This is a genomic window from Allokutzneria multivorans, assembly GCF_039537405.1.
Classification (GTDB): Bacteria; Actinomycetota; Actinomycetes; order Mycobacteriales; family Pseudonocardiaceae; genus Allokutzneria; species Allokutzneria multivorans.
The window spans coordinates 1-25964 of the sequence record NZ_BAABAL010000028.1 but is presented as its reverse complement, the minus strand read 5'-3'; the positions used below and the strand labels follow the sequence as shown (position 1 = coordinate 25964).

Below are 25964 nucleotides of genomic sequence, written 5' to 3'. Positions count from 1 at the left end.
GTTTTGAGGACGCCCAGCACTCCGGGCCCACGCCCGCGGTTCGCGCGGCTACAGGCCGACGAGGCGGTAGAGCTCGCCGATCTCGGTCGCGGTGAGGTCACGCATGACGCCGGGCTTCTGGGTGCTCAGGAAGACCGGGCCGATCGCGGTGCGGACCAGGCGCTGCACGGGGTGGCCGACCGCCTCCAGCAGCCGGCGCACGATGTGGTTGCGGCCCTCGTGCAGGACGACCTCGACCAGGGCGCGGCCGGAGTTGTTGTCCTTCACCTTGAAGCCGTCGACGACGACGAGGCCGTCCTCCAGCTCCACCCCGGCCCGCAGCTGCCTGCCGACCTCCTTGGAGACGGGACCGGGCACCTCGGCCAGGTAGGTCTTGAACACCTTGTAGGACGGGTGCATCAGGCGGTGCGCCAGCTCCCCGTCGTTGGTCAGCAGCAGCAGGCCCTCGGTGTCCGCGTCCAGCCTGCCCACGTGGAAGAGCCGGTCGTCGCGCTCGCGCACCAGGTCGCCGACGCAGGAGCGGCCCCGGTCGTCGGACATCGTGGTGTGCATGCCGCGCGGCTTGTTCAGCGCGACGTGCGCCAGGTCGTCGGTGATCATCACGCGCAGGCCGTCCACGTGGATGACCGCGGTCTCGGGGTCGACGCGGCGGCCCTGCTCGGTGACGATCTCGCCGTTCACCCTGACCCGCCCGTCGGCGATCATGTCCTCGGCGACGCGGCGCGAACCCACGCCCGCCTTCGCGAGGACCTTCTGCAACCGGACGCCGTCCGGCTCTTCGTCATACATCGTCGATCATGTCCACTTCGGGCAACAGGGGGGCGAGCTTGGGCAGGTCCTCCAGCGAGGTCAGCCCCAGCCGCTCCAGGAACAGCTCGGTCGTGCGGTAGAGGATGCCGTTGGTGTCCGGGTCGGCTCCGGTCTCCTCGATCAGCCCGCGTGCGAGCAGCGTACGGATGACGCCGTCCACGTTCACGCCGCGCACCGCCGCGACCCTGGCCCGGGTCACCGGCTGGCGGTAGGCGATCACCGCGAGCGTCTCCAGCGCGGCCCTGGTCAGCTTGGCGCGCTGCCCGTCGAGCAGGAACCGCTCCACGTACGGCGCGAACCGGTCCCGCGTGTAGAAGCGCCAGCCGTCCGCGACGCGCCGCAGGTCGATCCCGCTGCCCGCCTCGGTGTAGCGCGCCGACAACCGGCGCAGCGCCGCCGCGACCCTGGCAACAGGCTGGTTCACCGCGTCGGCCAGCACCTCGTCCGAGCCGGGATTGTCGATCACCAGCAGCAGCGACTCCAGCGCCGCCTCCAGTTCGGAGTCCTCGACCAGCTCCGGCGCGGCCTCCTCGATCTCCTCGCCCTCCGGTTCCGGCTCCGGTTCTGGGTCCGACTCCGACTCCGGTTCCGGCGAAGGGGCAGGCGCGGGCTCCTCGTCGACCGTCGCCACGGGCGCGCCCGTGGCGAAGCGCCCGGCAGCCTCGGAGTACGCCGCGATCCGCCGCGCCTCCGCGTCCTCGCCCACGGTGTCCTCGGCGACGGCGTCAGTGTCAGTGTCAGCGATGTTGTCGGCGTCGTCGGCGGCATCTGCCGTGTCGGCGCCATGGACGGCGCCAGCGATGTCGTTGTCAGCGGCGTCGTCGACCGCCGCGTCGGTACCAGCCGTGTCGACGTCGGCCGTATCCGCGTCTACCGGGTCGGTGTCGGCGGCGTCCGCGTCAGTGCCAGCCGTTTCGGTGCCAGCCGTTTCGGTACCAGCGGCATCGGCGGAATCAACAACGTCAGCGGAATCGGCGGAATCGGGGACTTCGCCCGTCGCGACAACGGTCTCAGCCTCGGCTACGGCGGCTTCCTCAGCCACCACAACGCTGTCCACCGGCTCCTCGGTCTCGCCGACTTCGGCGCACGCGGCGTCGACGGCCCCCTCGGAAGCGGCGTCCTCCGGCCGGGGCAGGCCCAGCAGCAGCTCGACGGGCTGCTTGCGCGTGGTTTCCGAGGCGGCCATCCACGCGGGCCTCGGCCGCCCCCCAGAAGCAGAACCAGAGCCGGAACCCTGACCGTCCACTGTGGACTCCGGGTCGTTCACCCGTACTCCTCCTCGTCCCTGGCGACCCGCTCCAGCGCGGCCGCCGCGTCCCGCTTGGCCTCCTCGAGGCTGCCGCCCACCCACCGCACGCTCATCTCGCCGAGCGGCTCCGGCTGCTCGAAGTGCAGCACGGCCTCCCGGAAGAGCTCCAGCAGCGCCAGGAACCGCGCCACGATCTCCATGGTGTGCTCGCAGTCGGAGACCAGCTCGCTGAAGGTCAGCTCCCCGCTCTCGGCCAACCGCACCCTGATCCCGGCGACCTCGGCGCGCACCGACACCTGGTGCATGTGCAGGTGCGCCAAGGACACCGTGGGCGGCGGCTTCGGCCGGAACACCGTCGCGGCGATCTCGGCGAACTGCTGCGGGCTGACCCCGAGCATCACCTCGGGCATCAGGTCCGCGAAGCGGTCCTCCATCGACACCGAGCGCGGGTAGCGGCGCAGCGCCCCCGCCTCCAGCTCGCCGAACAGGGCGGCGACCTGCTTGTACGCCCGGTACTGCAACAGCCGCGCAAACAGCAGGTCGCGCGCCTCCAGCAGTGCCAGGTCCTCCTCGTTCTCCACCTCCGCCGAGGGCAGCAGCCGCGCCGCCTTCAGATCGAGCAGGGTCGCCGCGACCACCAGGAACTCCGTGGTCTCGTCAAGGTCCCAGTCCGAGCCCATGCCGCGGATGTGCGAGATGAACTCGTCGGTGACCTTGTGCAGCGCCACCTCGGTGACGTCCATCTCGTGCTGCGAGATCAGTTGCAGCAGCAGGTCGAACGGTCCCTCGAAGTTCGACAGCCGCACCCGGAACCGGCCGTCCGCCGGTGGCACCTCGACCGGCTCGCCACCGGCCTCGGCGACGGCGGCCGGTGTCTCACTGCCAGAGCTCACACCATCACCGGGCGATCACCTCGCGGGCCAGCGCCCGGTAGGCCTTGGCACCACCCGAGCGCGGGGCCCAGCTGGTGATCGGTTCTCCGGCGACGGTCGTCTCCGGGAACCGGACGGTGCGGTTGATCACCGTGTCGAACACGATTTCTCCGAACGCCTCGACCACGCGGGCCATCACTTCGCGGGAGTGCAGCGTACGGGGGTCGTACATGGTCGCGAGGATGCCGGTGATCTCCAGGTCGGGATTCAGCCGTTCGCGCACCTTCTCGATCGTGTCGATCAGCAGCGCCACCCCGCGCAGGCTGAAGAACTCGCACTCCAGCGGGATCAGCACGCCGTGCGCGGCGGCCAGCGCGTTCACCGTGAGCAGGCCGAGCGAGGGCTGGCAGTCGATCAGGATGTAGTCGTAGTTGTCGATCACCGGCCGCAGCGTGCGGCCCAGCGTCTGCTCCCGGCCGACCTCGGAGATCAGCTGCACCTCGGCGGCGGAGAGGTCGATGTTGCTCGGCAGCAGGTCCATGTCGGGCACGCAGGTGCGCAGCACCGTCTCCTCGACCGTGGTGTCCCGCTCCATGAGCACGTTGTAGATCGTGCGGTCCAGGTGGTGCGGCTGGATGCCCAGTCCCACCGAGAGCGCGCCCTGCGGGTCGAAGTCCACCAGCAGCACCCGGCGGCCGAACTCGGCCAGCGCAGCGCCCAGGTTGATGGTGGAGGTGGTCTTGCCGACCCCGCCCTTCTGGTTGCACAGGGCCAGGATGCGCGCGGGCCCGTGCTCCGCGACCAGCGGCGGCTCCGGGACCTGGCGCAGCGGGCGGCCGGTCGGGCCGAGCCCGCTCTCGCCGAAGTCGATGTCCTCGTCGGTGTGGTCGGCCGGTCGCGGTGCGAGGTTGAGATCGGCCACCTCACCACTGGACCGTCCCCAGGACGGTTGCGGTGTCGACATGGCGAACTGGCTCCTCAGTCTCCGCTGGCCCCGGGCCGCCCCGGAGGATCATGATCCGCGCATGACCTTCCGCAGCCTAGGCGCCGCTCGGCGACATCAGCAACGTCACGCGCGGCGTGTTGTCAAGGCAGGTCAGCACGGTGCACCCGAGTGGATGACGGGCCGGGGCGCCCCGACCACCCGGCCCGGGCGGTCGGGGCGAGGACCTCAGTAGCGGTCGATCGGGGCGAACCGCGTGGTGTCGTCCTGGTCCTCGGGGCGCCCGAGGCCGAGGCCGGTGCGGGTGACGCTCTTCGCGCCGAGGCCGATGTTGGCGTACACCCTGGGCTTGCTGCGGCGCAGGCGGAAGCCCCACACCAGGCCGGCGAGCAACAGCACCAGGTAGCCGATGGGGATCGCCCAGTGCAGCGTGGAGTTCGGCCGCACGCCGAGCGTCACGTCGAAGTTCACCAGCACCATCACCAGCGCCACCAGCGTGGTCACCGCGGCGATGACCGGCGCGATCGTGCGCTTCCACGCGCTCTCCCTGGTGAGCGTCCTGGAGAAGAACCGGACGATCGCGAAGGAGGTCAGCACGATCAGCAGCAGGATGCCCATGGCGCCCGCGCTGGTCCAGATGAAGAACACATCGCGCAGCGGGTGCAGCCCGGCGATCGCGAAGGCGACGATCGCCACCAGCCCGAACACGCTCTGCAGGATCGAGCCGCCGCGCGGGGAGCTGTTGCGGTGCGAGGTCTGGCCGAAGAAGGAGGGCAGCAACCGCTCGCGGCCCATGGCGAAGGCGTAGCGCGCCGCCGCGTTGTGGAAGGCGATCAGGCAGGCCAGCACGCTCGTCACGTACAGGAACCGGCCGATGTTCATCATCATCACGCCGAGCTGGTCGTGCGCGAGCCGGAAGACCAGGTCGGAGCCGTGCTCGGCGGCCTGCTGGGTGATCCGGCCGGGGCCGGTGGCCACGCTCATCGCCCAGGAGCCCAGCACGTAGAGCAGCGTGGTCAGCCCGATGGAGAGGTAGGTGGCGACGGGGACCGTGCGCCCGGGGACCTTGGCCTCCTCGCTGAAGACCACGGCCGTCTCGAAGCCGACGAAACCGAGGACGGCCAGGCAGAACAGCGCACCCACACCGGGCTCGAAGAGGTGTTGCGGTGCAAGGGTTTCCAAGCTCACCGCGCCACCGGCCGGGTGGAACAGGAAGGACAGCGCGTACACCAGGATCACCAGCAACTCGGCGATCATCAGCACCGCGAGGACCCTGCCGTTGAGGTCGATGTGCTGGGTGCCGAGGAACGCCACGATCGCCCAGCCGACCAGCGAGATCACCCACCAGGCGACGTCGATGCCGAACCAGGCCCGCACCAGCGGCTGCGCGGCGTCCCCGAGCGCGCCGTACACGCCGATCTGCATGGCGTTGTAGGACACCAGCGCCAGCCAGCTCGCGGCGACGCCCAGCGGCCTGCCGAGCCCCTTGGCGATGTAGGCGTTGAACGCCCCGGCGTTGGGCACGTACGGCGCCATGGTCACGTAGCCGACGCAGAACACGGCGAGCACCATGCCCATCGCCAGGAAGCCGATCGGGATGCCGACCTGCCCGGTGACCGCGTAGCCGGTGGTGGTCACGCCTGCGAGCACCGTGAACGGCGTGCACATGGAGATGGCGAAGTAGGTCACCGCGGGGACGCCCAGCCGATCGGCCGCGAGGGCCGATGTGACCGTGGTGTCCTCACCTGTGGTGGTGTTGAACATTGGCACTGCTCCGGGGGAAGTGGGAGGTGAAACGCGCTTGGGGGAGCTCCTAGGCCGAGGCCAGTGCGCGCCGCGTTCTCCGAGGCGCCGAACGATGAAGGTGATTCAGCTCAGTAGCGGGTGATCGGGGCGAACTGCGTGGTGTCCGCCTGGTCCTCGGGCCGCCCGAGACCGAGGCCGGTGCGGGTCACGCTCTTGGCACCGAGGCCGATGTTGGCGTACACCCTGGGCCTGCTCCTGCGCAGGCGGAAACCCCACAGCAGCCCCAGGACCAGCAGCACCAGGTAGCCGCCCGGGATCGCCCAGCGCAGCGGCGAATCGGGGGCCACGTCCAGGGTCTTGTCGAAGTTGGCCAGCACCAGCACGAAGGCCACCAGCGTGCTCGCGGCGGCCAGGACCGGCGCGATCGTGCGCTTCCACGCGCTCTCGGGGGTGAGCGTCTTGGCGAAGAAGGCGACGACGGCGAAGGCGGTCAGCACGATCAGCAGCAGGATGCCCAGGCTGCCCGCGCTGGTCCAGATGAAGAACACATCGCGCAGCGGGTGCAGGCCCGCGAGCGCGAAGGCGATGATCGCGACGAGGCCCAGCGCGCTCTGCAGCATGGACCCGCCGCGCGGGGAGCTGTTGCGCGAGGAGGTCTGCGCGAAGAACGCGGGCAGGATGCGCTCGCGGCCCATGGCGAAGGCGTAGCGCGCCGCCGCGTTGTGGAAGGCGATCAGGCCCGCCAGCACGCTGGTCGCGTAGAGGAACCGGCCGACGCCCACCATCGCGACGCCGAGCTGGTCGTGCGCGAGGTGGAAGACCAGCTCCGAGCCGTTGGCCCTGGCCTGCTCCGCGACCCTGCCCGGCCCGGTGGCCACGCTGATCGCCCAGGAGCCGAGCACGTAGAGCAACGTGGTCACGCCGAGGGAGATGTAGGTGGCGACCGGGACCGTGCGCCCGGAGACCTTGGCCTCCTCGCTGAACACCACGGCCGTCTCGAAGCCGACGAAACCGAGGATCGCCAGGGAGAACAGCGCGCCCGCACCCGGCTCGAACAGGTGCACCGGGTCCAGGGTCTCGAAGCTGACCGAGCCGTCGGCCGGGTTCAGCAGGAAGGACACCGCGTAGACCAGGATCACCAGGCACTCGGCGGCCATCAGCACCGCGAGGATCTTGCCGTTGAGGTCGATGTGCTGCATGCCGAGGAACGCCACGACCGCCCACGCGCCCAAGGAGATGGCCCACCAGGCGATCTCCACCCCGAACCAGCTCTTGATCAGCGGCTGGGCGGCGTCGCCGAAGGCCCCGTACACGCCGACCTGCATGGCGTTGTAGGACACCAGCGCCAGCCAGCCGGCCGCGACACCGGCGGGCCTGCCCAGCCCCTTCGCGATGTAGGCGTTGAACGCGCCCGCGTTGGGCACGTACGGCGCCATCGTCACGTAGCCCACGCAGAACACCGCGAGCACGACACCCATCGCCAGGAAGCCGATCGGGATGCCGATCTGGCCGGTGAGCGCGTAGCCGGTGGTGATGGCTCCCGCCACCACGGTGAACGGCGCGCACATCGAGATGGCGAAGTACGTCACCGCGGGGACGCCCAGTCGGTCGGCGGCGAGCGCCGAGGTGACGTCGGGCGCCCCTCCTGGTGAGTCAGTGCTGAACATTGGCGGTGCTCCGGGGGATGGGGAGGGGATGGGACGGTCGTCCGCTACTGCTGCTCCTCGGAGGAACCGAGGCCGAGCCCGAGCCCGGTGCGCGCCGCGCTCTTGGCACCGAGACCGATGTTGGCGTAGATGTCCGGTTTGTGGGCCCGCAGGTGCAGCCCCCACAGCAGGCCGAGCACGGCGATGAGCACGTACGCGCCTGGGATCGCCAGCAGCACCGGGGAGGAGGCAGGCAGGTCGAACACCTTGTCGAGGTTGATCAGCACGAGCACGAGCGCGATCACCGTGCAGACCGAGGAGATGGCGGGGGCCACCACGCGCCGGAAGAGCGGCTCGCGCGAGGGGTTGCGGGCGAAGAAGACCAGGACCGTGATCGAGGTCAGCGTCAGCAGGATCAGGATGCCCAGCGCTCCGGCGGAGTTCCACAGGTAGAACAGGTCGCGCAGCGGATCGCCGCCGATGACCGCGTAGACGACGATCACCGCGAGGCCGAGCGCGCTCTGCGAGATCGAGCCGATCTTCGGCGAGCTGTTGCGGTGCGAGGTCCGCCCGAACACCGCGGGCAGCACCCGCTCGCGCCCCATGGCGAAGGCGTAGCGCGCCGCGGTGTTGTGCACGGCGATCATGCAGGCCAGCACGCTGGTGAAGTAGAGGAAGCGGCCGATGCCGACCATGACGGGGCCGAGCTGCTCGCCCGCGAGGTGGAACACCAGCCCCGAGCCGTGCTCGTGGGCCATCGCGCCGATGTTGGCCGGTCCGGCCGCGACGCTCATCGCCAGCGAGGCCAGCAGGTAGAGCACGCTCATCACGCCGAGCGCGACGAAGGTGGCGACCGGGACGGTGCGGCCCGGCGAGCGAGCCTCCTCGCTGAAGACCACGGCCGTCTCGAAGCCGATGAAGGCCAGCAGCGCCAACGCGAGCAGCGCTCCGACACCCGGCTCGAACAGGTGCGAGGGCTCCAGCGCGGCGAAGCTCGGACCGCCCTCGGCGGGGTGGAACAGCGAGGAGATCGCGTACACGAGGATGACCAGGACCTCCGCGGCCAGCAGCACCGCGAGGACCTTGCCGTTGAGGTCGATGTGCTGCATGCCCAGGACCGCGACCACGGCCCAGCCGATCAGCGCGATCACCCACCACGCGATGTCGACGCCGAACCACGCCTGCAACAGCGGCTTCGCCGCATCGCCAAGCGCGCCGTAGAGGCCCACCTGCATGGCGTTGTAGGACAGCAGCGCCATCCAGCCCGCGGCGACCCCGGCGGGCCTGCCGAGGCCCTTGCTGACGTAGGCGTTGAACGCGCCCGCGTTGGGCACGTACGGCGCCATGGTCACGTAGCCCACGCAGAACAGCGCCAGCACCGCCGCCATCACCACGAAGCCGATCGGGATGCCGACCTGGCCCGTGATGGCGTAGCCCGTCGTGATGACCCCCGCTGTCGCGAGCAGCGGCGACCCCATGGAGACGGCGAAGTAGGTCACCGCGGGCACGCCGAGGCGATCCTTGGCCAGCGCGGAGGTGACTCTTCCTCGTCCGGTCCGGCCGGGCTTCGGGGTCGTGTACATCGGCCTACCTCGACTCGGGTGGGGGTCAGGACGGCGTGCTGGACGGGGGCTAACGGCGGTGGCGCAGGACCGCGTCGCCGACGGCGGCCTCGGTCTCGCTGAGCAGTGCGCGCAGCGCGGCGGGCAGCCCGGTGAGCTGGCGCCGCAGGGGCCTGGCGACCTCGTGCGCGGAGTGCTGGAAGACCTCGGCCTCCAGTTCGGTCGCCACGACCAGACCGGAGAGCACGATGTCAGGGACGGAGAGCTGCTCGTTCTTGCCGAGCGCGTTCGCCAGCCGGGCGGCGGCCCACGCGGCCACGTTCATGTCGGTCGGCACGTAGACCGTGCGGGTCTGCAACATGCGCCTGACCTCGGTCGCGCGCAGGTGGCCCGCGTGCAGGAGCCGTTGCACGACCTGGGACTGCGCCTTCTGGCTGAGGTACTGCAACCAGTCCGGCACCGAGGTGACGTCGCCGTTGCGCATCAGCTCCTCCAGCAGCGCGCGGGCGAGCGCGTCGCCGGGCGAGGGCGCGTCCAGGATGACGATGTTGCGGCGTTCGATGTCGATGGACCCGAAGAGCACGAGTTCGCCGAGCAGCGCCCCGGCCAGGCCGAGCCCGGCGCGTCCCTCGCCGCACCGGGCGGTGCCGGAGACGTCGTCGTGCGCGATGAGGTAGTAGTCGTCCGCGAGCAGCAGGGGCACGGTCAGAACTCCCCGCCGGTGCGGGTCCGGGGTCGAACGTCAGAACGTCGCGCCAGTAAGACGCGCCGACACGCCACCGCCGTCTCCACCACCGTCACCACCGTCACCTTGTCGCACCGTCACTTGAGTCGCGCAGAGCCTTTGGAGAGGCGAAATGCTAGCGCCATTGCCAAGAGTAGTTTCGGCGCGCTCGCTCACCCCGCCGCGTATCCAATCGGACTGCGAGGCGCGATCCATGACAGCAAGGGCATCACAACCTGTTGATAACAACCCAAAAGAGTGATGCCGGTTGTCGGTCTACCCGAGGGCCCTGGGGTGCGCGGTCGCGTAGACCTCGCGCAGCGTCGTGACCGTGACCAGCGTGTAGATCTGCGTGGTGGTCACCGAGGCGTGCCCGAGCAGCTCCTGCACGACCCGGACGTCCGCGCCGCCCTCCAGCAGGTGCGTCGCGAAGCAGTGGCGCAGGGTGTGCGGCGAGATCTCGGTGCTCACGCCCGAGCGCTCGGCGGCGTTCTTCAGTACCTGCCAGGCACTTTGGCGCGACAACCGCCCGCCGCGGGCGTTCAGGAAGACCGCGCCCGCCGGGCTTCTTTCCGCTGGGGCGGCAGATGTCCGGCGTCCGGCGAGGGCAGGGCGGGCTCGCACCAGGTAGGCCTCCAGCGCCGCGAGCGCGGGCCTGCCGACCGGTACCAACCTTTGCATTCCGCCCTTGCCCCGCAACAGAAGCGTGCGTTCAACCGCGTCGAGGTCGTCCAGGTCGGCGCCGACGGCCTCGGAGATCCGCGCACCCGTGGAGTACAGCAGTTCCAGCAGCGCGCGGTCCCGCAGCCCGAGCGCGTCGTCCCCGCCGGTGTGGTCGAGCAGCTTCAGCACGTCCTCGACCGGCAAAGCCTTGGGCAAGCGCCTGGGTGGCGCCGGTGGCCGCACCGCGCGCGCGACGTCCTTGGCCACCTTGCCCTCCCGGGTCGCGAAGCGGTGCAGCCCGCGCACCGCCACCACCGCCCGCGCCGCGGAGGAGGCCGCGAGCGGGGGCCTGCCCTCGGCGCCCTCGCGCAGCGCGACGAGGAACGAGCCGACGTGGGACTCCGTCACCTCCGCCGGTTCGGACACCCCGAGCGCGGCGAGGTGTTCCAGGTACCGCCGGAGATCGCGGCCGTAGGAGTCCAGGGTGTTGCGCGCCGTCCCGCGCTCCACGGTGAGGTGGTCGAGGTAGGCGGCGAGCAGGGCCGACAGGGCGGGCGGGACCCTGTCCGCACCCGCCCCGCCGACCCGATCCGCTGTCACGCCAGCAGTTCCGCCAGCTCGGCGTGCGGCAACCCGTGCGCCTGCGCGACCTCGGGGAGCACGATCTGCCCGCCGATCACGTTGGCGCCCTTGGCCAGCGAGGCGTCGTCCAGCAGCGCCTTGCGCATTCCCTTGTCCGCCAACGCCGTCACGTACGGCAGGGTGACGTTGGTCAGCGCCCACGTCGAGGTGTGCGGGACCGCGCCCGGCATGTTCGCGACGCAGTAGAAGACCGAGTCGTGCACCATGAACGTCGGGTCGGCGTGCGTGGTCGGCCGCGAGTCCTCGAAGCAGCCGCCCTGGTCGATGGCGATGTCCACCAGCACCGAACCGGGGCGCATCCGCGACACCAGGTCGTTGCTGATCAGCTTGGGGGCCTTGGCACCCGGCACCAGCACCGCGCCGATGATCATGTCGGCCCAGAGGCAGATGCGCTCCAGCTCGTAGGCGTTGCTGTTGATCGTCTGGAGGTGGCCGCGGTAGACGAAGTCGATCTGCCGCAACCGGTTGATGTTGGTGTCCAGCACCACGACCTCGGCCTGCAGGCCCAGCGCGATCGTGGCGGCGTTCATGCCGGAGACCCCGGCGCCGATCACCGCGACCTTGCCCGCCGGGACGCCGGAGACGCCGCCGAGCAGCACGCCGCGCCCGCCCTGCGCCCGCTCCAGGCAGTGCGCTCCGACCTGCGGCGCCATCCGGCCCGCGACCTCGCTCATCGGGGCCAGCAGCGGCAGGGAGCCGTCCGGCAGCTGGACCGTCTCGTAGGCGACGGCGTCGATGCCCGAGCGCGCGATCGCCTCGGTGCACTCCTTGCTCGCCGCCAGGTGCAGGTAGGTGAACAGGGTCTGGCCCGCCCGCATCCGGTGGTACTCCTCGGCGACCGGCTCCTTGACCTTGAGCACCAGGTCCGCCTCGGCCCACACGTCGTCCGCGTCGTTGAGGATCTTCGCGCCCGCGGCCAGGTAGTCGGAGTCGGGGAAGGACGAACCGGCTCCGGCGTCCTTCTCGATCACGACATCGTGGCCCCTGCGCACCAGCTCCACCACGCCGGCCGGGGTGATGGCCACTCGGTACTCGTGGTTCTTGACCTCGCGGGGTACTCCGACCTTCACGCCGATTTCCTTCCTCGAAGAACACCGGCCGGCGCCGTTGCCACCCGGATGGACGCAGCCTATCCGCCCCGCGAGGCCCCCGAGGTGGGTCTTCAACCGGTTTCGACGGACAAGTCGAAGGTCGTTCACCGCGCGGGTGCACACACTGCACGCCCCGCACCCCGCTCACACGAACCAGCACGCGGCTCAACGCGCCGCTAGCCTCCGCCCATGCCCAGCATCGCCACCGCGAACCGCCCCACCCGCGCCGAACTGCTCGACTTCCTCCGCCCGCGCCACAACGGCGTCCTCATCACCAGCCGCCGCGACGGCCGCCCCCAGGTCTCCCCCGTGTCGTGCGGGGTCAGCTCCGAGGGCCAGCTCGTCGTCTCCACCTACCCCGAGCGCGCCAAGGCCCGCAACGCCGAGCGCGACCCCCAGGTCACCCTGTGCGTGCTCTCAGACGACTGGAACGGCGCCTACGTCCAGGTCAACGGCCGCGCCGAGGTCGTCCACCTGCCCGAGGCCGTCGAAGCGCTCGTCGACTACTACCGCTGCATCGCGGGCGAGCACCCCGACTGGGACGAGTACCGCGAAGCCATGCGGCGCCAGGGAAAGTGCCTCATCCGCATCACCATCGAGGACTGGGGCCCCATCGCCACCGGCGGCTTCCCCCCGAACCGCGCTCCTGCCTGAACCCTCCACCTGAGCCGCGGCCGTAGACCCCGTTGTACTCAGAGCGGCCCACGGCGCGCGGGAGTTTGCCAGTCTTCAAGACCCCACAACCCGCGCCGCAGAGGTCTTCAACGACGCCAAACCCCGGGCCGCCCCCAAGTAGGAGGCGGTTAACGATGATCAAGAAGGGGGTTCGCTGGTCTTGAAGACCAGCGAACCCCGCAACAGCGCTCCGCCCCGCGCCCCGAACGACCCGTTCAGTGCGTTCAACCGCACCAAACGACCCGTTCAGGGCTCCCAACGCACTGAACGACCCGTTCAGTGCGTTCAACGCGTCAAACGAGCCGTTGGCGCCGCCCGGAGTGCGAACGAGCGAGCGGTCAGCGGCGGCGAGCGGCCTCAGCGGCGGGCGGCCCAGCGGTGCGGGCGGTCCTGCCACGGAGCCGAAGCCGGGCGCGGGGAGACGGCTCCGCTGAGCACGGCGTGCGCGGCGAGCACTCCGCCGACCGACGACGCGTTCACGATCTCGCCGCTGAGCACCATGGACATGGCCTCGCGCAACGGGACGCGGCGCAGCACCAGGTCGGACTCCTCGTCGTCGGAGATCTCCCCACGGTCCACAGTGGACAGATCGCGGGCGAGGAACACCCGGACCACCTCGTCGGTGAAGCCGGGCGAAGCGGCGACGTCGACCAGCGTGGACCACGACGACGCGGCGAGCCCGGCCTCCTCGGCGAGCTCGCGCGCGGCGGTCAGCTCGGGAGCCTCCCCGTCGACGTCGAGCAGACCGGCGGGCAGCTCCCACAGCCGGCGCCCGACGGGGTGCCGGTACTGGTGGATCAGCACGATCCGCTCTTCGGCGTCGACCGCCGCGACGGCGACGGCGCCCGGGTGCTCGACGACCTCGCGCATGGCGACGCTGCCGCCGGGCATGGCCACCTCGTCCACGCGCAGGGCCATCACCCGGCCCGCGTAGACGTCCTTGCTGCCAACGGCGTGGAACTCGTGCTCACCGGCGGCCACGGCTCAGACCCCCGCGCTCTCGGCGAGCTCGACGGGCAGCCGGTCGGCGGCCCGGTAGTCCAGCGCCGCGCCGATGAACGCCGCGAACAGCGGGTGCGGGCGGGTAGGACGGCTCTTCAGCTCGGGATGCGCCTGGGTGGCGACGAAGAACGGGTGCTGCTCGCGCGGCAGCTCGACGAACTCGACCAGGTGGTCGTCCGGCGAGGTGCCGGAGAACACCAGGCCCGCCTTGGTCAGCCGCGCGCGGTAGGCGTTGTTCACCTCGTAGCGGTGGCGGTGCCGCTCGGAGACCTCGGTGACCCCGTACGCCTGCGCCACAACGGAACCGGGCTTGAGTTTGGCCGGGTAGGCGCCCAGCCGCATGGTGCCGCCCATGTCCCGCTCGCCCGCGACCACGTCCTCCTGGTCGGCCATGGTGCTGATCACCGGGTTGGCGCTGGCCTCGTCGAACTCCGCGGAGTTGGCGTCGGTGATCCCGGCAAGCCCCCGCGCGGCCTCGATCACCATGCACTGCAAGCCCAGGCACAGCCCGAGCGTGGGGATGCCCCGGGTCCTGGTGTGGGTGATCGCGCCGAGCTTGCCCTCGATGCCGCGCACCCCGAAGCCGCCGGGGATGAGCACGCCGTCCACCCCGGCCAGCGCGCTCGCGGCACCGGCCGCGGTCTCGCACTCGTCGGAGGGCACCCACTTGATCTCGACCTTGACCTTCTGCGCGAAACCACCGGCGCGCAGGGCCTCGCTGACCGACAGGTAGGCGTCCGGCAGGTCGACGTACTTGCCGACGAGCGCGACGCGCACGGTGTCGCGCGGGTTGTGCACCCGCTCGAGCAGGTCGCCCCACACGGTCCAGTCGACGTCGCGGAACGGCAGCCCGAGGCGGCGCACCACGTAGGCGTCGAGTCCCTCGGCGTGCAGCACCTTGGGGATGTCGTAGATCGACGGCGCGTCGGGCGCGGCCACCACGGCCTCGGTCTCGACGTCGCACATCAGCGCGATCTTGCGCTTGAGGCCGTCCGGGATCTCCCGGTCGGCGCGGCAGACGATCGCGTCGGGCTGGATGCCGATGTTGCGCAGCGCGGCGACGGAGTGCTGCGTCGGCTTGGTCTTGAGCTCCCCGGAGGGCGCGAGGTAGGGCACCAGCGACACGTGCAGGAAGAACACGTTGTCGCGGCCCACGTCGTGGCGCACCTGGCGGCAGGCCTCCAGGAACGGCAGCGACTCGATGTCGCCGACCGTGCCGCCGACCTCGGTGATCACCACGTCCGGCGCGCGGTCGTCGGCGCCGGGCGCGGCCATGCCGATGATGCGGGACTTGATCTCGTCGGTGATGTGCGGGATCACCTGGACGGTGTCGCCGAGGTACTCGCCGCGCCGCTCCTTGGCGATCACCGCCGAGTAGACCTGGCCGGTGGTCACGTTGGCGTTGCCGTCCAGCGAGCGGTCCAGGAAGCGCTCGTAGTGACCGATGTCGAGGTCCGTCTCGGCACCGTCCTCGGTGACGAAGACCTCGCCGTGCTGGAACGGGTTCATCGTCCCGGGGTCGACGTTGAGGTACGGGTCCAGCTTCTGCATGGTCACCCGAAGCCCTCGGGAGGTCAGCAGCTCGCCGAGGCTGGAAGCGGTGAGCCCCTTGCCGAGGGAGGAGGCGACGCCCCCGGTGACGAAAACGTGCTTTGTCGTACGGCCTTGCAAGACCAAGGAGGGCTCCCGTGGTGTCCAGATCATCGAGCTGATGAGGTCGGCCAGAACGGCCATCCACGGGGTTTCACGGTAACACCTCACTCGGACGGAGCAGTAATCCCGCCCACCGTGTCGCCCGCCACCCCTCCCTCGTACGGGTGGGAGCGGCTGAGGCCTGTCCGGTAGGTCGCGGGGCCGCAGGGTCTGCGGGGGTCAACGATGATCAAAAAAGGGGTTGGGGGGTCTTGAAGACCCCCCAACCCCCTGCGACATCGTGGTCGGAGCCGCTGCCGAGCGGTCCTAGTTCGCCATCTGCGGGGCGGGCGCCTGCGCGTTGCCCGCGATGCCGTAGCGACCGGAGCGGCCCTCCAGCTGCTCCCGCAGCGCGAGCACGGTCACCACGCGGCCCGCGAAGGAATCCGCGTTGTCCACAGTGGACAGGATCGAGGTCGCCGCGGTGTCGGCGCGGACCACGCCCACCGCTCCGGTGCCGTCGGCGGAACCGCCGCGCCCGGCGAGCACCACGCCGGCGCCCGCGCGGTCGAGCTGCGTGGCGAAGCGCGAGATCGTCGCCGCCCGGTCACCCGCCGCGTCGCCGCCGATCGCACCGCCGGTGAGCACCACGGCCAGCTGGGCGGGACGCAGGTTCGGGCCGATCCGGACGAAGCCGCCGTTGGCCAGCCCGCTCAGCGCCGCGCTGCTCTCCTCGCCGCTGGCCTGCGGCTTGTTGTTCTGCGGGTTGAGCAGCACGAGCTGACCGATCAGCCCACCGGCCAGGGTGCCGGGGTCGGACGCGGTCGGCAGCTGCGCTCCGGCGGGCAGCACCCTCGGCACCAGCTCGCGCAGCTGGTCGGCCTTGTTCGGGTCCACGAAGGTCTCGGTGAGCTGCAGCTCTCCGGTGATCGTCGCGCCCGCGGTGCGCAGCAGCTGGGTCAGCGCGTCGCGGTCGGCCGGGTTGGCGTCGGCGGTGGTGACGAGCACGACGGTGCGCTGGTCGAGCTGGCCCCGCACCGCCAGCGGTGCGATCGCGCCGCTGAAGCGGTCGGCGTCGGCCAGCCGGGCGTTGAGCCCGTTGCGCTCCGCCTGGAGGTCGGAGACGCGCTTGCCGAGCGAGTCCTTGTCGTTGGACAGTCCCGCCAGCAGCGGCTCGCTGACCGTGGTGGAGCCGAGCACGACGCCCAGCGCCAGCGCGAGAAACACCGCGGCGATGGAAACCAGGTGGTATCTCAGCGAAATCATGAGAAGAGTCCCTTGATCCAGGTCATCAGGTCGGTGAACAACCGGCCGGCCTGCTCGGCGTAGGCCTGTCCGACGTTGGTCACGGACAGGGCGGCGACGAGCACCACGAGCGCGGTGAGGACGAGCAGCAGCACGGCGCCGAGGGAGACGCGGCTGCGGTAGAGCGTGGCGACCGCCTTGCCGTCGAGCAGCTTGCTGCCCATGCGGAGCCGGGTCAGGAACGTCGAGGGGTTGGAGCCGTTGCGGCCCCGGTCGAGGAACTCGGCGAGGGTGGCCTGGAAGCCGACCGTGATCACCAGGCTGGCGCCGTGCGCCTCGGCCAGCAGCAGCGCGAGGTCCTCGGGGTTGCAGGACGCGGGGAAGGTGACCGCGCCGATGCCCAGGTCCTGGATCCGCTCCAGGCCGGGCGCGTGCCCGTCGACCTGCGCGGGCAGCACGACCTCGGCGCCGGACTTGAGGGTCTCGTTGGTGATGCCCTCGGGGTCGCCGACGATGATGTCCGGCTTGTGCCCGGCCCGGCGCAGCGTGTCGGCCGCCGCGTCCACGCCGACCAGGACCGGCCGGTACTCCTTGATGTACTTGCGCAGCGCCGCCAGGTCCTGCTCGTGCTCGCGGCCGGGGGCGACCACGAGCACCGGCCGGTCCTTGACCGACACGTACAGCTCGGGAACGCCGATGCCGTCCAGGATCAGCGTGCGCTCCTGGCGCAGGAACTCGATGGTGTTGGCGGAGAAGGCTTCCAGCTGCGCGGCCATCCCGGCCTTCGCCTCGATCATCTGGTCGGCGATGGACTCGGCGGTCTGCTGCGCCCCGTGCGCGAGCTCGTCCTCACCGGCGTAGACCCCGCCGTCGTGCAGCCGCAACCGGGTGCCGTCCTTGATCCGGCGCATCGCCTCCTGGCCGACCCCGTCGATCAGCGCGATGCCCGCGGCGACGAGGACCTCCGGGCCCAGGTTGGGGAAGCGGCCGGAGATGGAGCGGGAGGCGTTGACCACCCCGGCCACCCGCGCCTCGACGAGCGCGTCGGCGGTCTTGCGGTCGAGGTCGACCTGGTCGAGGACGGCGATGTCGCCGGGGGCGAGCCGTCGGAGGAGACCGCCGGTGCGGCGGTCGACGCGCGCGACACCGGTGACTCCGGGCTGCGCCTCAGTGTTGCGGTGGAGGAGTCCGGTGAGCTTCATGGAATCGATGCTCACAAAACACCCCATCGAGACCGCGACGCCACGCCGGAACGATTTGCCCAGGTCACTCGCCCGAAGGACAGGCGGTTACGGCGAGTTGACCAACTTGTGGCCAGAATCGCCCGTTTCCGAGTGGCGCTTTCGCAATCCTTTGTTCCATGAGCCCCGCTCACTTCCCTAGAGAAGTAAGCGGGGTCACTTCTTGCGGGTCTTCTTCGCCCGGTGCTTCTCCCGATCGGCCTCGGCGGTGGCCAGCAGCTCCTCGGCGTGGGCGCGGCCGGACTCGGTCGCCTCCATGCCCGCGAGCATCCTGGCCAGCTCCACCACCCGCTGGTTGTGGTTGAGCATCCGGACCCCGCTGCGGGTCACCCCGGCGTTGCCGCTGACCTTGTCCACCACCAGGTGCCGGTCCGCGTAGGCCGCGACCTGGGCGAGGTGGGTCACCACGATCACCTGGTGGCTGCGCGCCAGCCGGGCCAGCCTGCGGCCGATCTCCACCGCCGCGCGCCCGCCGACGCCCGCGTCGACCTCGTCGAAGATCATCGTCGGCACCGGGTCGGCGTGCGAGAGCACGACCTCGATCGCCAGCATCACCCGCGACAGCTCACCGCCGGAAGCGCCCTTGTGCACCGGGAGCGCGGGCGCGCCCGGGTGCGGGATCAGCTGCAACTCGACCTCGTCGACCCCGTCCGGCCCCGCCTGCAACGCGCGCCCGCCGAGCTGCAACGCGGTCGGGTCACCGGCCCCCGCGGTCCGGTCGAAGACCGCGACCTCCAGCCGTGCCTGCGGCATCGCCAGCCCGGCCAGCTCCTTGGTCACCGCCTCGCCCAGCTCCTGCGCCGCCGTCAGCCGCGCCGTGGTCAGCTCGCCCGCCAGCTTGGCCAGCTCCACCGCGAGCTCGTCGCGGCGCACGGCCATGGCCTCCAGCGCCTCCTCGGAGACGTCCATCCCGGCCAGCCGCTGCCGCGCGTCCTCGGCCCAGGCCAGCACGCCGTCCACGTCGGCGGCGTACTTGCGGGTCAGCTGCTTCAGCTCGGCCTGCCTGGCCAGCGCGCGCTCCAGCGCCGCCGGGTCCACGTCGAGCCGGTCCAGGTAGGAGCCCAGTTCGGTGCCCACGTCGGCCAGCAGCGCGGCGGCCTCGGCCAGCCGGGAGTCCAGCTCGCGCAGCGCCGGGTCCTCGCTCGCGGCGATGCGCCTGCGCGCGTCCCCGACCAGGCCCAGCGCACCGAGCGCGTCACCGCCCTCCGCCTCCTGCGAGCCGGTCAGGTCGAACTGGGCGCCGGTCGCGGCCTCGCGCAGCACGTCGGTGTCGGCGAGGCGGCGGGTCAGCTCGACCAGCTCCACGTCCTCACCGGGCTTGGGGTCCACGGACTCGATCTCGGTCAGCCCGTGCCGCAGCAGGTCCGCCTCGCGGGCCAGCTCGCGGGCGTTCTCCGTGCGCTCGGTCAGCTCGCGGGAGACCTTCATCCACTCCGCGCGCACCTTGCGGTACTCCACCAGCGGACGCGAGACCGACGTGCCCGCGGAGCGGTCCAGCACGGCGCGCTGCTCACCGGAGCGCAGCAGCCGCAGCTGGTCGTTCTGCCCGTGCACCGCCAGCAGCTGGTCGGCCAGTTCGGAGAGCACCCCGACCGGCACGGTGCGGCCACCGAGGTGGGCACGGGAGCGGCCGTCGGAGTTGACGGTGCGCACGGCGATGAGGCTGCCGTCCTCGTCGGGGGCGGCGCCTGAGTCCTCGGCGACGGCCAGGGCAGGGCTCTTCTCGGCGAGGCTGAACCTGCCCTCGACCACGGCCCGCTCAGCACCGGTGCGGACCCGCGACGCGTCGGCGCGGCCACCGGAGAGCAGGTGCAACCCGCTCACCACCATGGTCTTGCCGACACCGGTCTCACCGGTCACGACAGTAAGGCCCTGGTGGAGTTCGAGGGTGGCGTCGTCGATCACGCCGAGGCCCTGGATGCGCATCTCGGCTAGCACAGCCCGCACCCTAGCCCCTCGCCCCGACAGCGCCCGCCGCGCGGGGTCATCTCGCCGGGCCCCGCCAGCCCTGCGTCGGCAGGGAGAACTTGCGGACCAGCCGATCGGTGAACGGCGCCTGCCGCAGCCGGACCAGCCGGACCGGCAGCGACCCGCCGGTGACCTCGACCCGCGCGCCGGGCGGCAGCTCGAAGGTCCGCTGCCCGTCGCAGCACAGCACCGCCGGGTGCCCGCCCGCGTCCAGCTCCACCGCGACGACGGACTCCGGCGAGAGCACCAGGGGCCGCGCGAACAGGGCGTGCGCGTTGCTCGGCACGACCAGCAGCGCCTGCACCTCCGGCCACATCACAGGTCCACCGGCGGAGAACGCGTAGGCCGTCGACCCCGTCGGGGTCGCGCACAGCACGCCGTCGCAGCCGAAGCCGGACACCGGCCGCCCGTCGACCTCCAGCACCGCGTCCAGGATGCGCTCACGGCTGATCTTCTCGACGCTGGCCTCGTTCCAGGCCCACGTCCTGGTCAGCTCCATGCCGTTGACCTTGGCGACGACGTCGACGGTCATCCGCTCCTCGACCCGGTACTCGCGGTCGACCACGGCGGAGACGACCTCGTCCAGCGCGTCCGCGTCGGCCTCGGCCAGGAACCCGACCCGCCCGAGGTTCACCCCGAGCATCGGCACCCCGGCCGGTCGCGCCAGCTCAGCCGCGCGCAGCAGCGTGCCGTCGCCGCCGAGCACGAGCACCACCTCGGTGCCCTCGGCGGCCTCCGGCGCGTGCTTGACCACCGTGCCGTAGCAAGCCGGATCGAGGTCCGGGGACTCCTCGCCGAGAATGCGCAGCCGGATTCCCGCGTCGGTCAACCGGTTCGCCACGTCCTTGGCGGTCTTGACGTTCTCCTCGCGCCCGGTGTGCACGACGAGCAGGACCTCACGGGCGCTCATCGGGGACCCGCCTCAACAGCAGCACGCACCAGGTCCTCCACCTCGGTCCGCGAAGAGGGTTCTTCCTTGCGCAGCCACAGGAAGAACTCCACGTTGCCGGTCGGCCCCGGCAGCGGGCTCGCCGTCACCCCGCGCAAGCCCAGCCCGGACTCCGCCGCGGCCATCGCCACGTCGGTCACGGCCTCGGCTCGCAGCTCGGGATCACGCACGACCCCCTTGGCGCCCAAGCGTTCCTTGCCGACCTCGAACTGTGGCTTGACCATGGGCACCAGGTCCGCGTCGGGGCCGGCGCACGCCGCGAGCGCGGGCAGCACCAACCGCAGCGAGATGAACGACAGGTCGGCGACCACCAGATCCACTTGGCCGCCAATGGTTTCCGGCGTCAGAGTGCGCACGTTGGTGCGGTCGTGCACGCGCACCCGCTCGTCCGTGCGCAGCTTCCACGCCAGCTGGCCGTAGCCGACGTCGACCGCGACCACCTCGGCGGCGTCCGCGCGCAGCAGCACGTCGGTGAACCCGCCGGTCGAGGCGCCCGCGTCCAGGCACCGCCGCCCGGCCGGGTCGATCTTGAAAGCCTCCAGCGCGCCCAGCAGCTTGTGCGCGCCGCGCGAGGCCCACCCGGGATCGTCCTCGGCCTCGCGGACCACCACCGGCGCGTCGGCCTCCACGGCGGTGGCCGCCTTCGTCGCCACCGAGCCGCGCACGGTCACGCGTCCGGCGGTGACGAGTTCGACGGCGTGGTCGCGGGAGCGCGCCAACCCCCGGCGGACCAGTTCGGCGTCCAGCCGCGCCCTCTTCGGCACAGGCCTACACCCGGTCGATCGCGGAGAGCGCGTCGGTCAGCGCCGAGTGCACCGCGTCGAACCTGCCGACGTGCTCCTCCAGCGGCACGGACTCCAGGTCCTCGATGCCGACGAGCGCGGCATCGATGCTGTCGGCGCTCATCGCGGCTGAGGGAGTGGCCAGTGCCATCGGCGAGGGCCGATAAGGCTGTTCTGGCGTCATGGGCGTGCGCTCCTGTGATCGAGTGCCGAAGTTCCAGTGCCGGTGTGCGGCATTCAAGCTATCCGATGCGTCGGACGTTCCGGGTCAGTCCAGCGCCAACCGACGCAAAGCCGCCTCTGCCGCGTGATCGGCTGCGACCACCTTCGGAGTGCCTGAGCCGTTCTCCCACCACGCGGCGCACAGCGACCGCAGCGCGGAGAGGTCGTGCTCGGAGCCGCCGTCGTGCGCGAGCACGAGCCGAGAACCGTCCACAGTGGACTTCCAACCGCTCGGCCCGGAGATCTCCGAATCGGCGGTCGGCGCGAGCAACCCCTCCAGCCCGGCGGAAACGTAGCGGGGCCGCTGGTGAGCGGGCGCGGCGAGCAGTGAGGCGGGCGTGGCCACCCCCGTCAGCACGAGCAGCGAGTCCATTCCCGCCGTCGCCGCACCCTCGATGTCGGTGTCCAGCCGGTCCCCCACCACGAGCGGCTTGCTCAGCTCGGCGGAGGCCGCGGCCTGGTTCAGCTGCGTCGCGGCGGGCTTGCCCGCGACGAGCGGCTCAGCCCCCGTCGCGGCGCGCACGGCGGCCACCAGCGCTCCGTTGCCCGGCAACATCCCGCGCTCGGTCGGCAGCACCAGGTCCAGGTTGCAGGCCACCCACAGCGCTCCGGCCTGGATCGCCAGCGTGGCCTCCGCGAACTCCGGCCAGCCCAGCGTCTTCGACAGGCCCTGCACCACGCCGACCGGCTTCTCATCGGCGCTGCGCACCGGCGTCAGGCCGACCAGGCGCACCTCTTCGACGAGCCCTTCCGCGCCCAGCACCAGCACCTTCGACCCGGCGGGCACCCGCTCGGCCAGCAACGCCGCTCCGGCCTGCGCGCTCGTGCTCACCTCGTCCGGCCCCGTGTTCAGGTCCAACTCGTTGAGGTGGTCGGCGACCTCCGCCGGGCGCCGCGAGGCGTTGTTGGTGACGAAGCGCACCGCTCGCCCGTGCTCCCGCGCCGCCCGCACGACCTCCGCCGCCGACGGCAACGGCTCCTCACCGCGGTACACGGTGCCGTCGAGGTCGAAGAGCAGGCCGTCGTAGTCCTCAAGCAGCACGCCGTTCACTCCCTGTCGATGCTCGCCCAGAAACTCGCCCAGAAACCGAAAAGCCCCCGCACCCAACGGGTACGGGGGCTTTCCACCACGGTACTTGCTCGATCAGGACGCGCTGTCGTCCTTGTCGTCCTTCTCGCTGTCCTTCTTCGTGACCGCATCGCTCTCGGCAGCCCGGTCACCGGCAACGTTCTCCCCGGAGACGCTGCCTTCGGGAGCACTGTCCGCAGAGGCACTGCTCTCGGCAGTCACGTCCTCAGCAGCCTCCTCGGCAGCACTGTCCCCGGCGCCGTCGTTCCCGGCAGCGTCCGCGCGGTCGTTCCCGCCGCTGTCCTTGTCGGCACTGTCCTTGTCGGCACCGTCCGTCGCGACACCGTCCTTGGCCTCAGCCGCGACCGCACCGGACTCAGCAGCGCCGGCCGAATCGGTCTCGGTGGCCTCGGACCTGGTGCCGTCGGACTCGGCGGGCGAGTCCTCCTTGGCCAGGGCAGGCGGCTTCGGGACCTGGACCAGGAACTGCGCGGGCGCGCCACCGCTCAACTCCGAGGCGCGCTCGGAGGCGTCGGTCTCCTCCTCGACATCGGCCTCAGCGGCGTTGATGAACCACCGCACGGCCTCCTCGGTCCGCCCGGCGGCGGCGAGGTTGTCGGCGTAGGCGTAGAACAGCCGCGCGCTCCACGGGTCCCGCCGCTTCTCGTCCAGGTCGTCGCCCTGGAGCGCGACCACAGCCGCGTCCAGCTGGCCCATGTCCCTGCGGGCGCCCGCGATCACGATGCGCAGCTCGACCGCCTGGTCGGCGCTGAGCTGGGCGGCGTCCGAGCTCCTCGCGAACTCCAGCGCCCGCTCCGGCCGGCCGAGGGCCCGCTCGCAGTCGGCGAGGATCGCCAGGTGACCGGGTCCGCCGCCCATCCGCCGCGACGCGCGCAGCTCCGCGATGGCCTCGGCCCACTCGCCCGCGTGGTAGGCGGCCAGGCCGGCGGCCTCGCGCACCAGCGCCACGCGTCCGGCCTTGGACCGCGCGTAGCGGGCGTGCTCCAGCGCCTTCTCCGGCTCGTCGTCGATCAGCTGACCAGCGGCGACGATGTGCTTCGCGATCGACTCCGCCGCGCCCTTCGGCAGGCTGCGGAGATCGGCGCGCACCTCGGCGTCGAGATCCGAGGCCTCGATGCCCTCGGGCAGCTCCGGCTCCGGCAGACGCGGCGCGTCCGAGTCGAACCGGCGGTCGTCGCCCCCACGGGGACCACGGTCGTTCCGGTCGAACTTGCGGCCGCTGTCGCGACCGTCCCGCGAACCGAACTTGCCGCCCGGACGACGGTCTCCACCACGATCTCCGCCACGGTCGTCACGGGGCCCGAACTTGCGCTCGCCACCACGATCATCCCGCTGGAAGCGCCCGTCCCCACGGTCGTCCCGACGCGGTCCACGGTCACCGCCACGGTCGTCGCGGTAGCCGCGGTCCTCACGAGGCCCACGGTCGAACTTCCGGTCTCCACCACGGTCGTCGCGGCCCTGGAACTTGCGCTCCCCGCCACGGTCATCGCGCGGCCCGAACTTGCGCTCGCCACCGCGGTCGTCCCTGCGGTCGCCACCACGGTCATCGCGAGGCGTGAACTTGCGCTCGCCACCCTGGCCGTCCCGAGGTGCGAAGGTCCGCTCACCACCGCGATCGTCGCGGGGCTGGAACTTCCGCTCACCACCATCGCGAGGGGTGAACTTCCGCTCACCGTCACCGTCGCGCGGCGTGAACTTCCGTTCCCCACCACGGTCGTCACGGCCCTGGAACTTGCGCTCCCCGCCACGGTCGTCCCGCGAACCGAACTTGCGCTCGCCGCTGTCGTCGCGCTGGAACTTCCGCTCGCCGTCGCGGCCGTCCCGCTGCTGGAACTTGCGGTCGCCACCTTCGCCATCGCGGGGCGAGAACCTGCGCTCGCCGCCCTGGCCATCGCGCGGGGTGAACTTGCGCTCGCCACCACGGTCGTCGCGCCCCTGGAACTTCCGGTCGCCGCCACGGTCATCGCGCTGGAACGGGCGGTTCCCGCCGCGGTCATCACGGCGGTCATCGCGACGGAAGGGCCGGTCACCACCGCGGTCGTCCCGCTGGAACTTCCGCTCACCACCACGGTCATCACGCGAGCCGTACCGACGGTCGCCACCACCGGCGCGCTCGTCCCGCGAGCCGGAACGCCCACGGTCGTCGCGAGGCGTGAACTTGCGCTCGCCGCCCCGGTCGTCCTTGCGGTAACCGCCGCGGTCATCACCGGAACCGCCGCGGTCATCACGCGAGCCGAACTTGCGGTCGCCGCCCCGATCGTCGCGGGGGCCACGGTCATCGCGGTTCTGGAACCGACGCTCACCCGAGCCACCGCGGTCGTCCCGCCGATCGCCACGGTCATCACGGCGGAAGCCACCCCGGTCATCGCGGCCCTGGAACTTGCGCTCGCCACCGCGGTCGTCCCTGCGCTCGCCACCACGGTCATCGCGCTGGAACTTGCGCTCTCCACCGCGATCATCACGCGGCACGAAGGAACGGCCGCCCCGGTCGCCGCCACGGTCGTCACGGGGCTGGAACTTGCGCTCGCCGCCCTGGTCGTCCTTGCGGTAACCGCCACGGTCATCACGCTGAACGCGAGATCCAGAGCCGCCGTAGCCGCCCCGCGAGTCGCCGCGGTCGTCCCTACGGGGTCCGCGGTCATCGCGGTTGTCGCCGCCCTGCCAGCCACCCTGACGCGGGCCCTGACCGCCACGGCGGTCTTCCCACTTCCGGTCGCCCCGGTCGTCGCGGCGCGGCGCGCGGTCATCGCGCTGACCCTGGCCGCCCCGATATCCGCCACGGTCGTCACGGCGGTCATCGCGCTTCGGGCCTCGACGGTCGTCGCCGTACCCGCTGCGCTCATCGCGCGTGCCGTAGCTGCGCTTGGAGTCGTCGCGGCGAGGGCCGCGGTCTCCGCCGCGGTTGTCCCCGCGGCTGTCATTGTCGTAACGGCGGTCTCCGCCGGAGCTGCTGGAGCGTCCGGAGTACCCGGCCCGTTCCTTGCCGGGGCGTCGATCGCCCCCGGAACGGCCCGCATCGCGGCCGCGCTCGTTTCGGCGGTCGTCGCCGCGCCCATCTGGTGTTCCGAACACAACAACCTCCCGAACAAAGCGAAAAGAGGCAGGCCCACGATAACCGTGGACCGGCCCCTTTTCGAAGAATTGTTCGGCGGCGTCCTACTCTCCCACACCCTCACGAGTGCAGTACCATCGGCGCTGGAGGGCTTAGCT

The 25964-nt window shown here is 71.4% G+C and carries 22 protein-coding genes; 2 read left to right on the top strand and 20 right to left on the bottom strand.

Annotation, left to right across the window (positions count from 1 at the left end):
* Positions 1–48: 48 nt before the first annotated feature.
* From ABD798_RS36545 to ald, 10 genes are all read right to left on the bottom strand, one after another.
* The gene (locus ABD798_RS36545; RefSeq protein WP_344886062.1) at positions 49–789 is read right to left on the bottom strand and encodes a pseudouridine synthase; all 741 of its coding nucleotides are present in this window, start codon (positions 787–789) and stop codon (positions 49–51) included.
* Positions 782–1516, bottom strand: a complete 735-nt coding sequence (scpB, locus tag ABD798_RS36540; protein ID WP_425549333.1) for an SMC-Scp complex subunit ScpB — start codon at positions 1514–1516, stop codon at positions 782–784. The genes ABD798_RS36545 and scpB overlap by 8 nt, the downstream gene beginning before the upstream one ends.
* 557 nt (positions 1517–2073) lie before the next feature.
* Positions 2074–2892, bottom strand: coding sequence for a segregation and condensation protein A (locus tag ABD798_RS36535; RefSeq protein ID WP_344886207.1), 819 nt, complete (start codon positions 2890–2892; stop codon positions 2074–2076).
* A 64-nt stretch (positions 2893–2956) separates the two neighbouring features.
* Positions 2957–3895 carry a ParA family protein gene (locus ABD798_RS36530; protein ID WP_344886059.1) on the bottom strand — a complete coding sequence of 313 codons (939 nt, stop codon included), beginning with the start codon at positions 3893–3895 and terminating at the stop codon, positions 2957–2959.
* A 207-nt stretch (positions 3896–4102) separates the two neighbouring features.
* Positions 4103–5638, bottom strand: coding sequence for an APC family permease (locus ABD798_RS36525; protein WP_344886056.1), 1536 nt, complete (start codon positions 5636–5638; stop codon positions 4103–4105).
* A gap of 110 nt (positions 5639–5748) precedes the next feature.
* Positions 5749–7287: an APC family permease gene (locus ABD798_RS36520; RefSeq protein WP_344886053.1), complete on the bottom strand. Its 1539-nt coding sequence runs from the start codon at positions 7285–7287 to the stop codon at positions 5749–5751.
* 44 nt (positions 7288–7331) lie between these two features.
* Positions 7332–8849: an APC family permease gene (locus ABD798_RS36515; RefSeq protein WP_344886050.1), complete on the bottom strand. Its 1518-nt coding sequence runs from the start codon at positions 8847–8849 to the stop codon at positions 7332–7334.
* Between the two features lie 49 nt (positions 8850–8898).
* Positions 8899–9531 (bottom strand): GOLPH3/VPS74 family protein, encoded by a 633-nt coding sequence (locus ABD798_RS36510; protein WP_344886047.1) that lies wholly within the window; start codon positions 9529–9531, stop codon positions 8899–8901.
* 297 nt (positions 9532–9828) lie between these two features.
* Positions 9829–10815, bottom strand: coding sequence for a site-specific tyrosine recombinase XerD (gene xerD / locus ABD798_RS36505; protein ID WP_425549332.1), 987 nt, complete (start codon positions 10813–10815; stop codon positions 9829–9831).
* A complete protein-coding gene (gene ald, locus ABD798_RS36500; RefSeq protein WP_344886044.1) occupies positions 10812–11927 on the bottom strand; it encodes an alanine dehydrogenase in 1116 nt (371 codons plus the stop codon). Before ald ends, xerD begins: the two co-directional genes overlap by 4 nt.
* A 210-nt stretch (positions 11928–12137) precedes the next feature.
* Here ald and ABD798_RS36495 point away from each other — a divergent pair, with 210 nt between their 5' ends.
* Entirely contained in the window at positions 12138–12602 is a 465-nt protein-coding gene (locus tag ABD798_RS36495; RefSeq protein ID WP_344886041.1) for a PPOX class F420-dependent oxidoreductase, read from the top strand.
* Between the two features lie 378 nt (positions 12603–12980).
* Here ABD798_RS36495 and ABD798_RS36490 read toward each other — a convergent pair whose 3' ends face one another.
* From ABD798_RS36490 to ABD798_RS36445, 10 genes are all read right to left on the bottom strand, one after another.
* Entirely contained in the window at positions 12981–13604 is a 624-nt protein-coding gene (locus ABD798_RS36490) for an NUDIX domain-containing protein (protein ID WP_344886037.1), read from the bottom strand.
* A gap of 3 nt (positions 13605–13607) precedes the next feature.
* Complete coding sequence (pyrG, locus tag ABD798_RS36485; RefSeq protein WP_344886201.1) at positions 13608–15302, bottom strand: CTP synthase; 1695 nt, start codon at positions 15300–15302, stop codon at positions 13608–13610.
* A 282-nt stretch (positions 15303–15584) separates the two neighbouring features.
* Complete coding sequence (locus ABD798_RS36480) at positions 15585–16523, bottom strand: copper transporter (protein WP_344886034.1); 939 nt, start codon at positions 16521–16523, stop codon at positions 15585–15587.
* Positions 16520–17704: a putative cytokinetic ring protein SteA gene (gene steA / locus ABD798_RS36475; RefSeq protein ID WP_344886198.1), complete on the bottom strand. Its 1185-nt coding sequence runs from the start codon at positions 17702–17704 to the stop codon at positions 16520–16522. Before steA ends, ABD798_RS36480 begins: the two co-directional genes overlap by 4 nt.
* 195 nt (positions 17705–17899) lie before the next feature.
* On the bottom strand, positions 17900–19681 hold the full coding sequence (recN, locus tag ABD798_RS36470; protein ID WP_344886031.1) for a DNA repair protein RecN: 1782 nt from the start codon (positions 19679–19681) through the stop codon (positions 17900–17902).
* A 46-nt stretch (positions 19682–19727) separates the two neighbouring features.
* Positions 19728–20621, bottom strand: a complete 894-nt coding sequence (locus ABD798_RS36465) for an NAD kinase (RefSeq protein ID WP_344886028.1) — start codon at positions 20619–20621, stop codon at positions 19728–19730.
* Positions 20618–21424 (bottom strand): TlyA family RNA methyltransferase, encoded by an 807-nt coding sequence (locus ABD798_RS36460; protein WP_344886025.1) that lies wholly within the window; start codon positions 21422–21424, stop codon positions 20618–20620. Before ABD798_RS36460 ends, ABD798_RS36465 begins: the two co-directional genes overlap by 4 nt.
* A 4-nt stretch (positions 21425–21428) precedes the next feature.
* On the bottom strand, positions 21429–21626 hold the full coding sequence (locus ABD798_RS36455) for a hypothetical protein (protein WP_344886216.1): 198 nt from the start codon (positions 21624–21626) through the stop codon (positions 21429–21431).
* A gap of 84 nt (positions 21627–21710) precedes the next feature.
* Positions 21711–22715 carry an HAD-IIA family hydrolase gene (locus ABD798_RS36450; protein ID WP_344886022.1) on the bottom strand — a complete coding sequence of 335 codons (1005 nt, stop codon included), beginning with the start codon at positions 22713–22715 and terminating at the stop codon, positions 21711–21713.
* 93 nt (positions 22716–22808) lie between these two features.
* Positions 22809–23843: a tetratricopeptide repeat protein gene (locus ABD798_RS36445; protein ID WP_344886019.1), complete on the bottom strand. Its 1035-nt coding sequence runs from the start codon at positions 23841–23843 to the stop codon at positions 22809–22811.
* On the opposite strand from ABD798_RS36445, the gene ABD798_RS36440 reads away from it, so the two are divergent.
* Positions 23787–25964 (top strand): hypothetical protein (locus ABD798_RS36440; RefSeq protein ID WP_344886016.1); only part of this gene is annotated, 2178 nt, incomplete at its 3' end. The two genes, ABD798_RS36445 and ABD798_RS36440, sit on opposite strands and share 57 nt — an antisense overlap.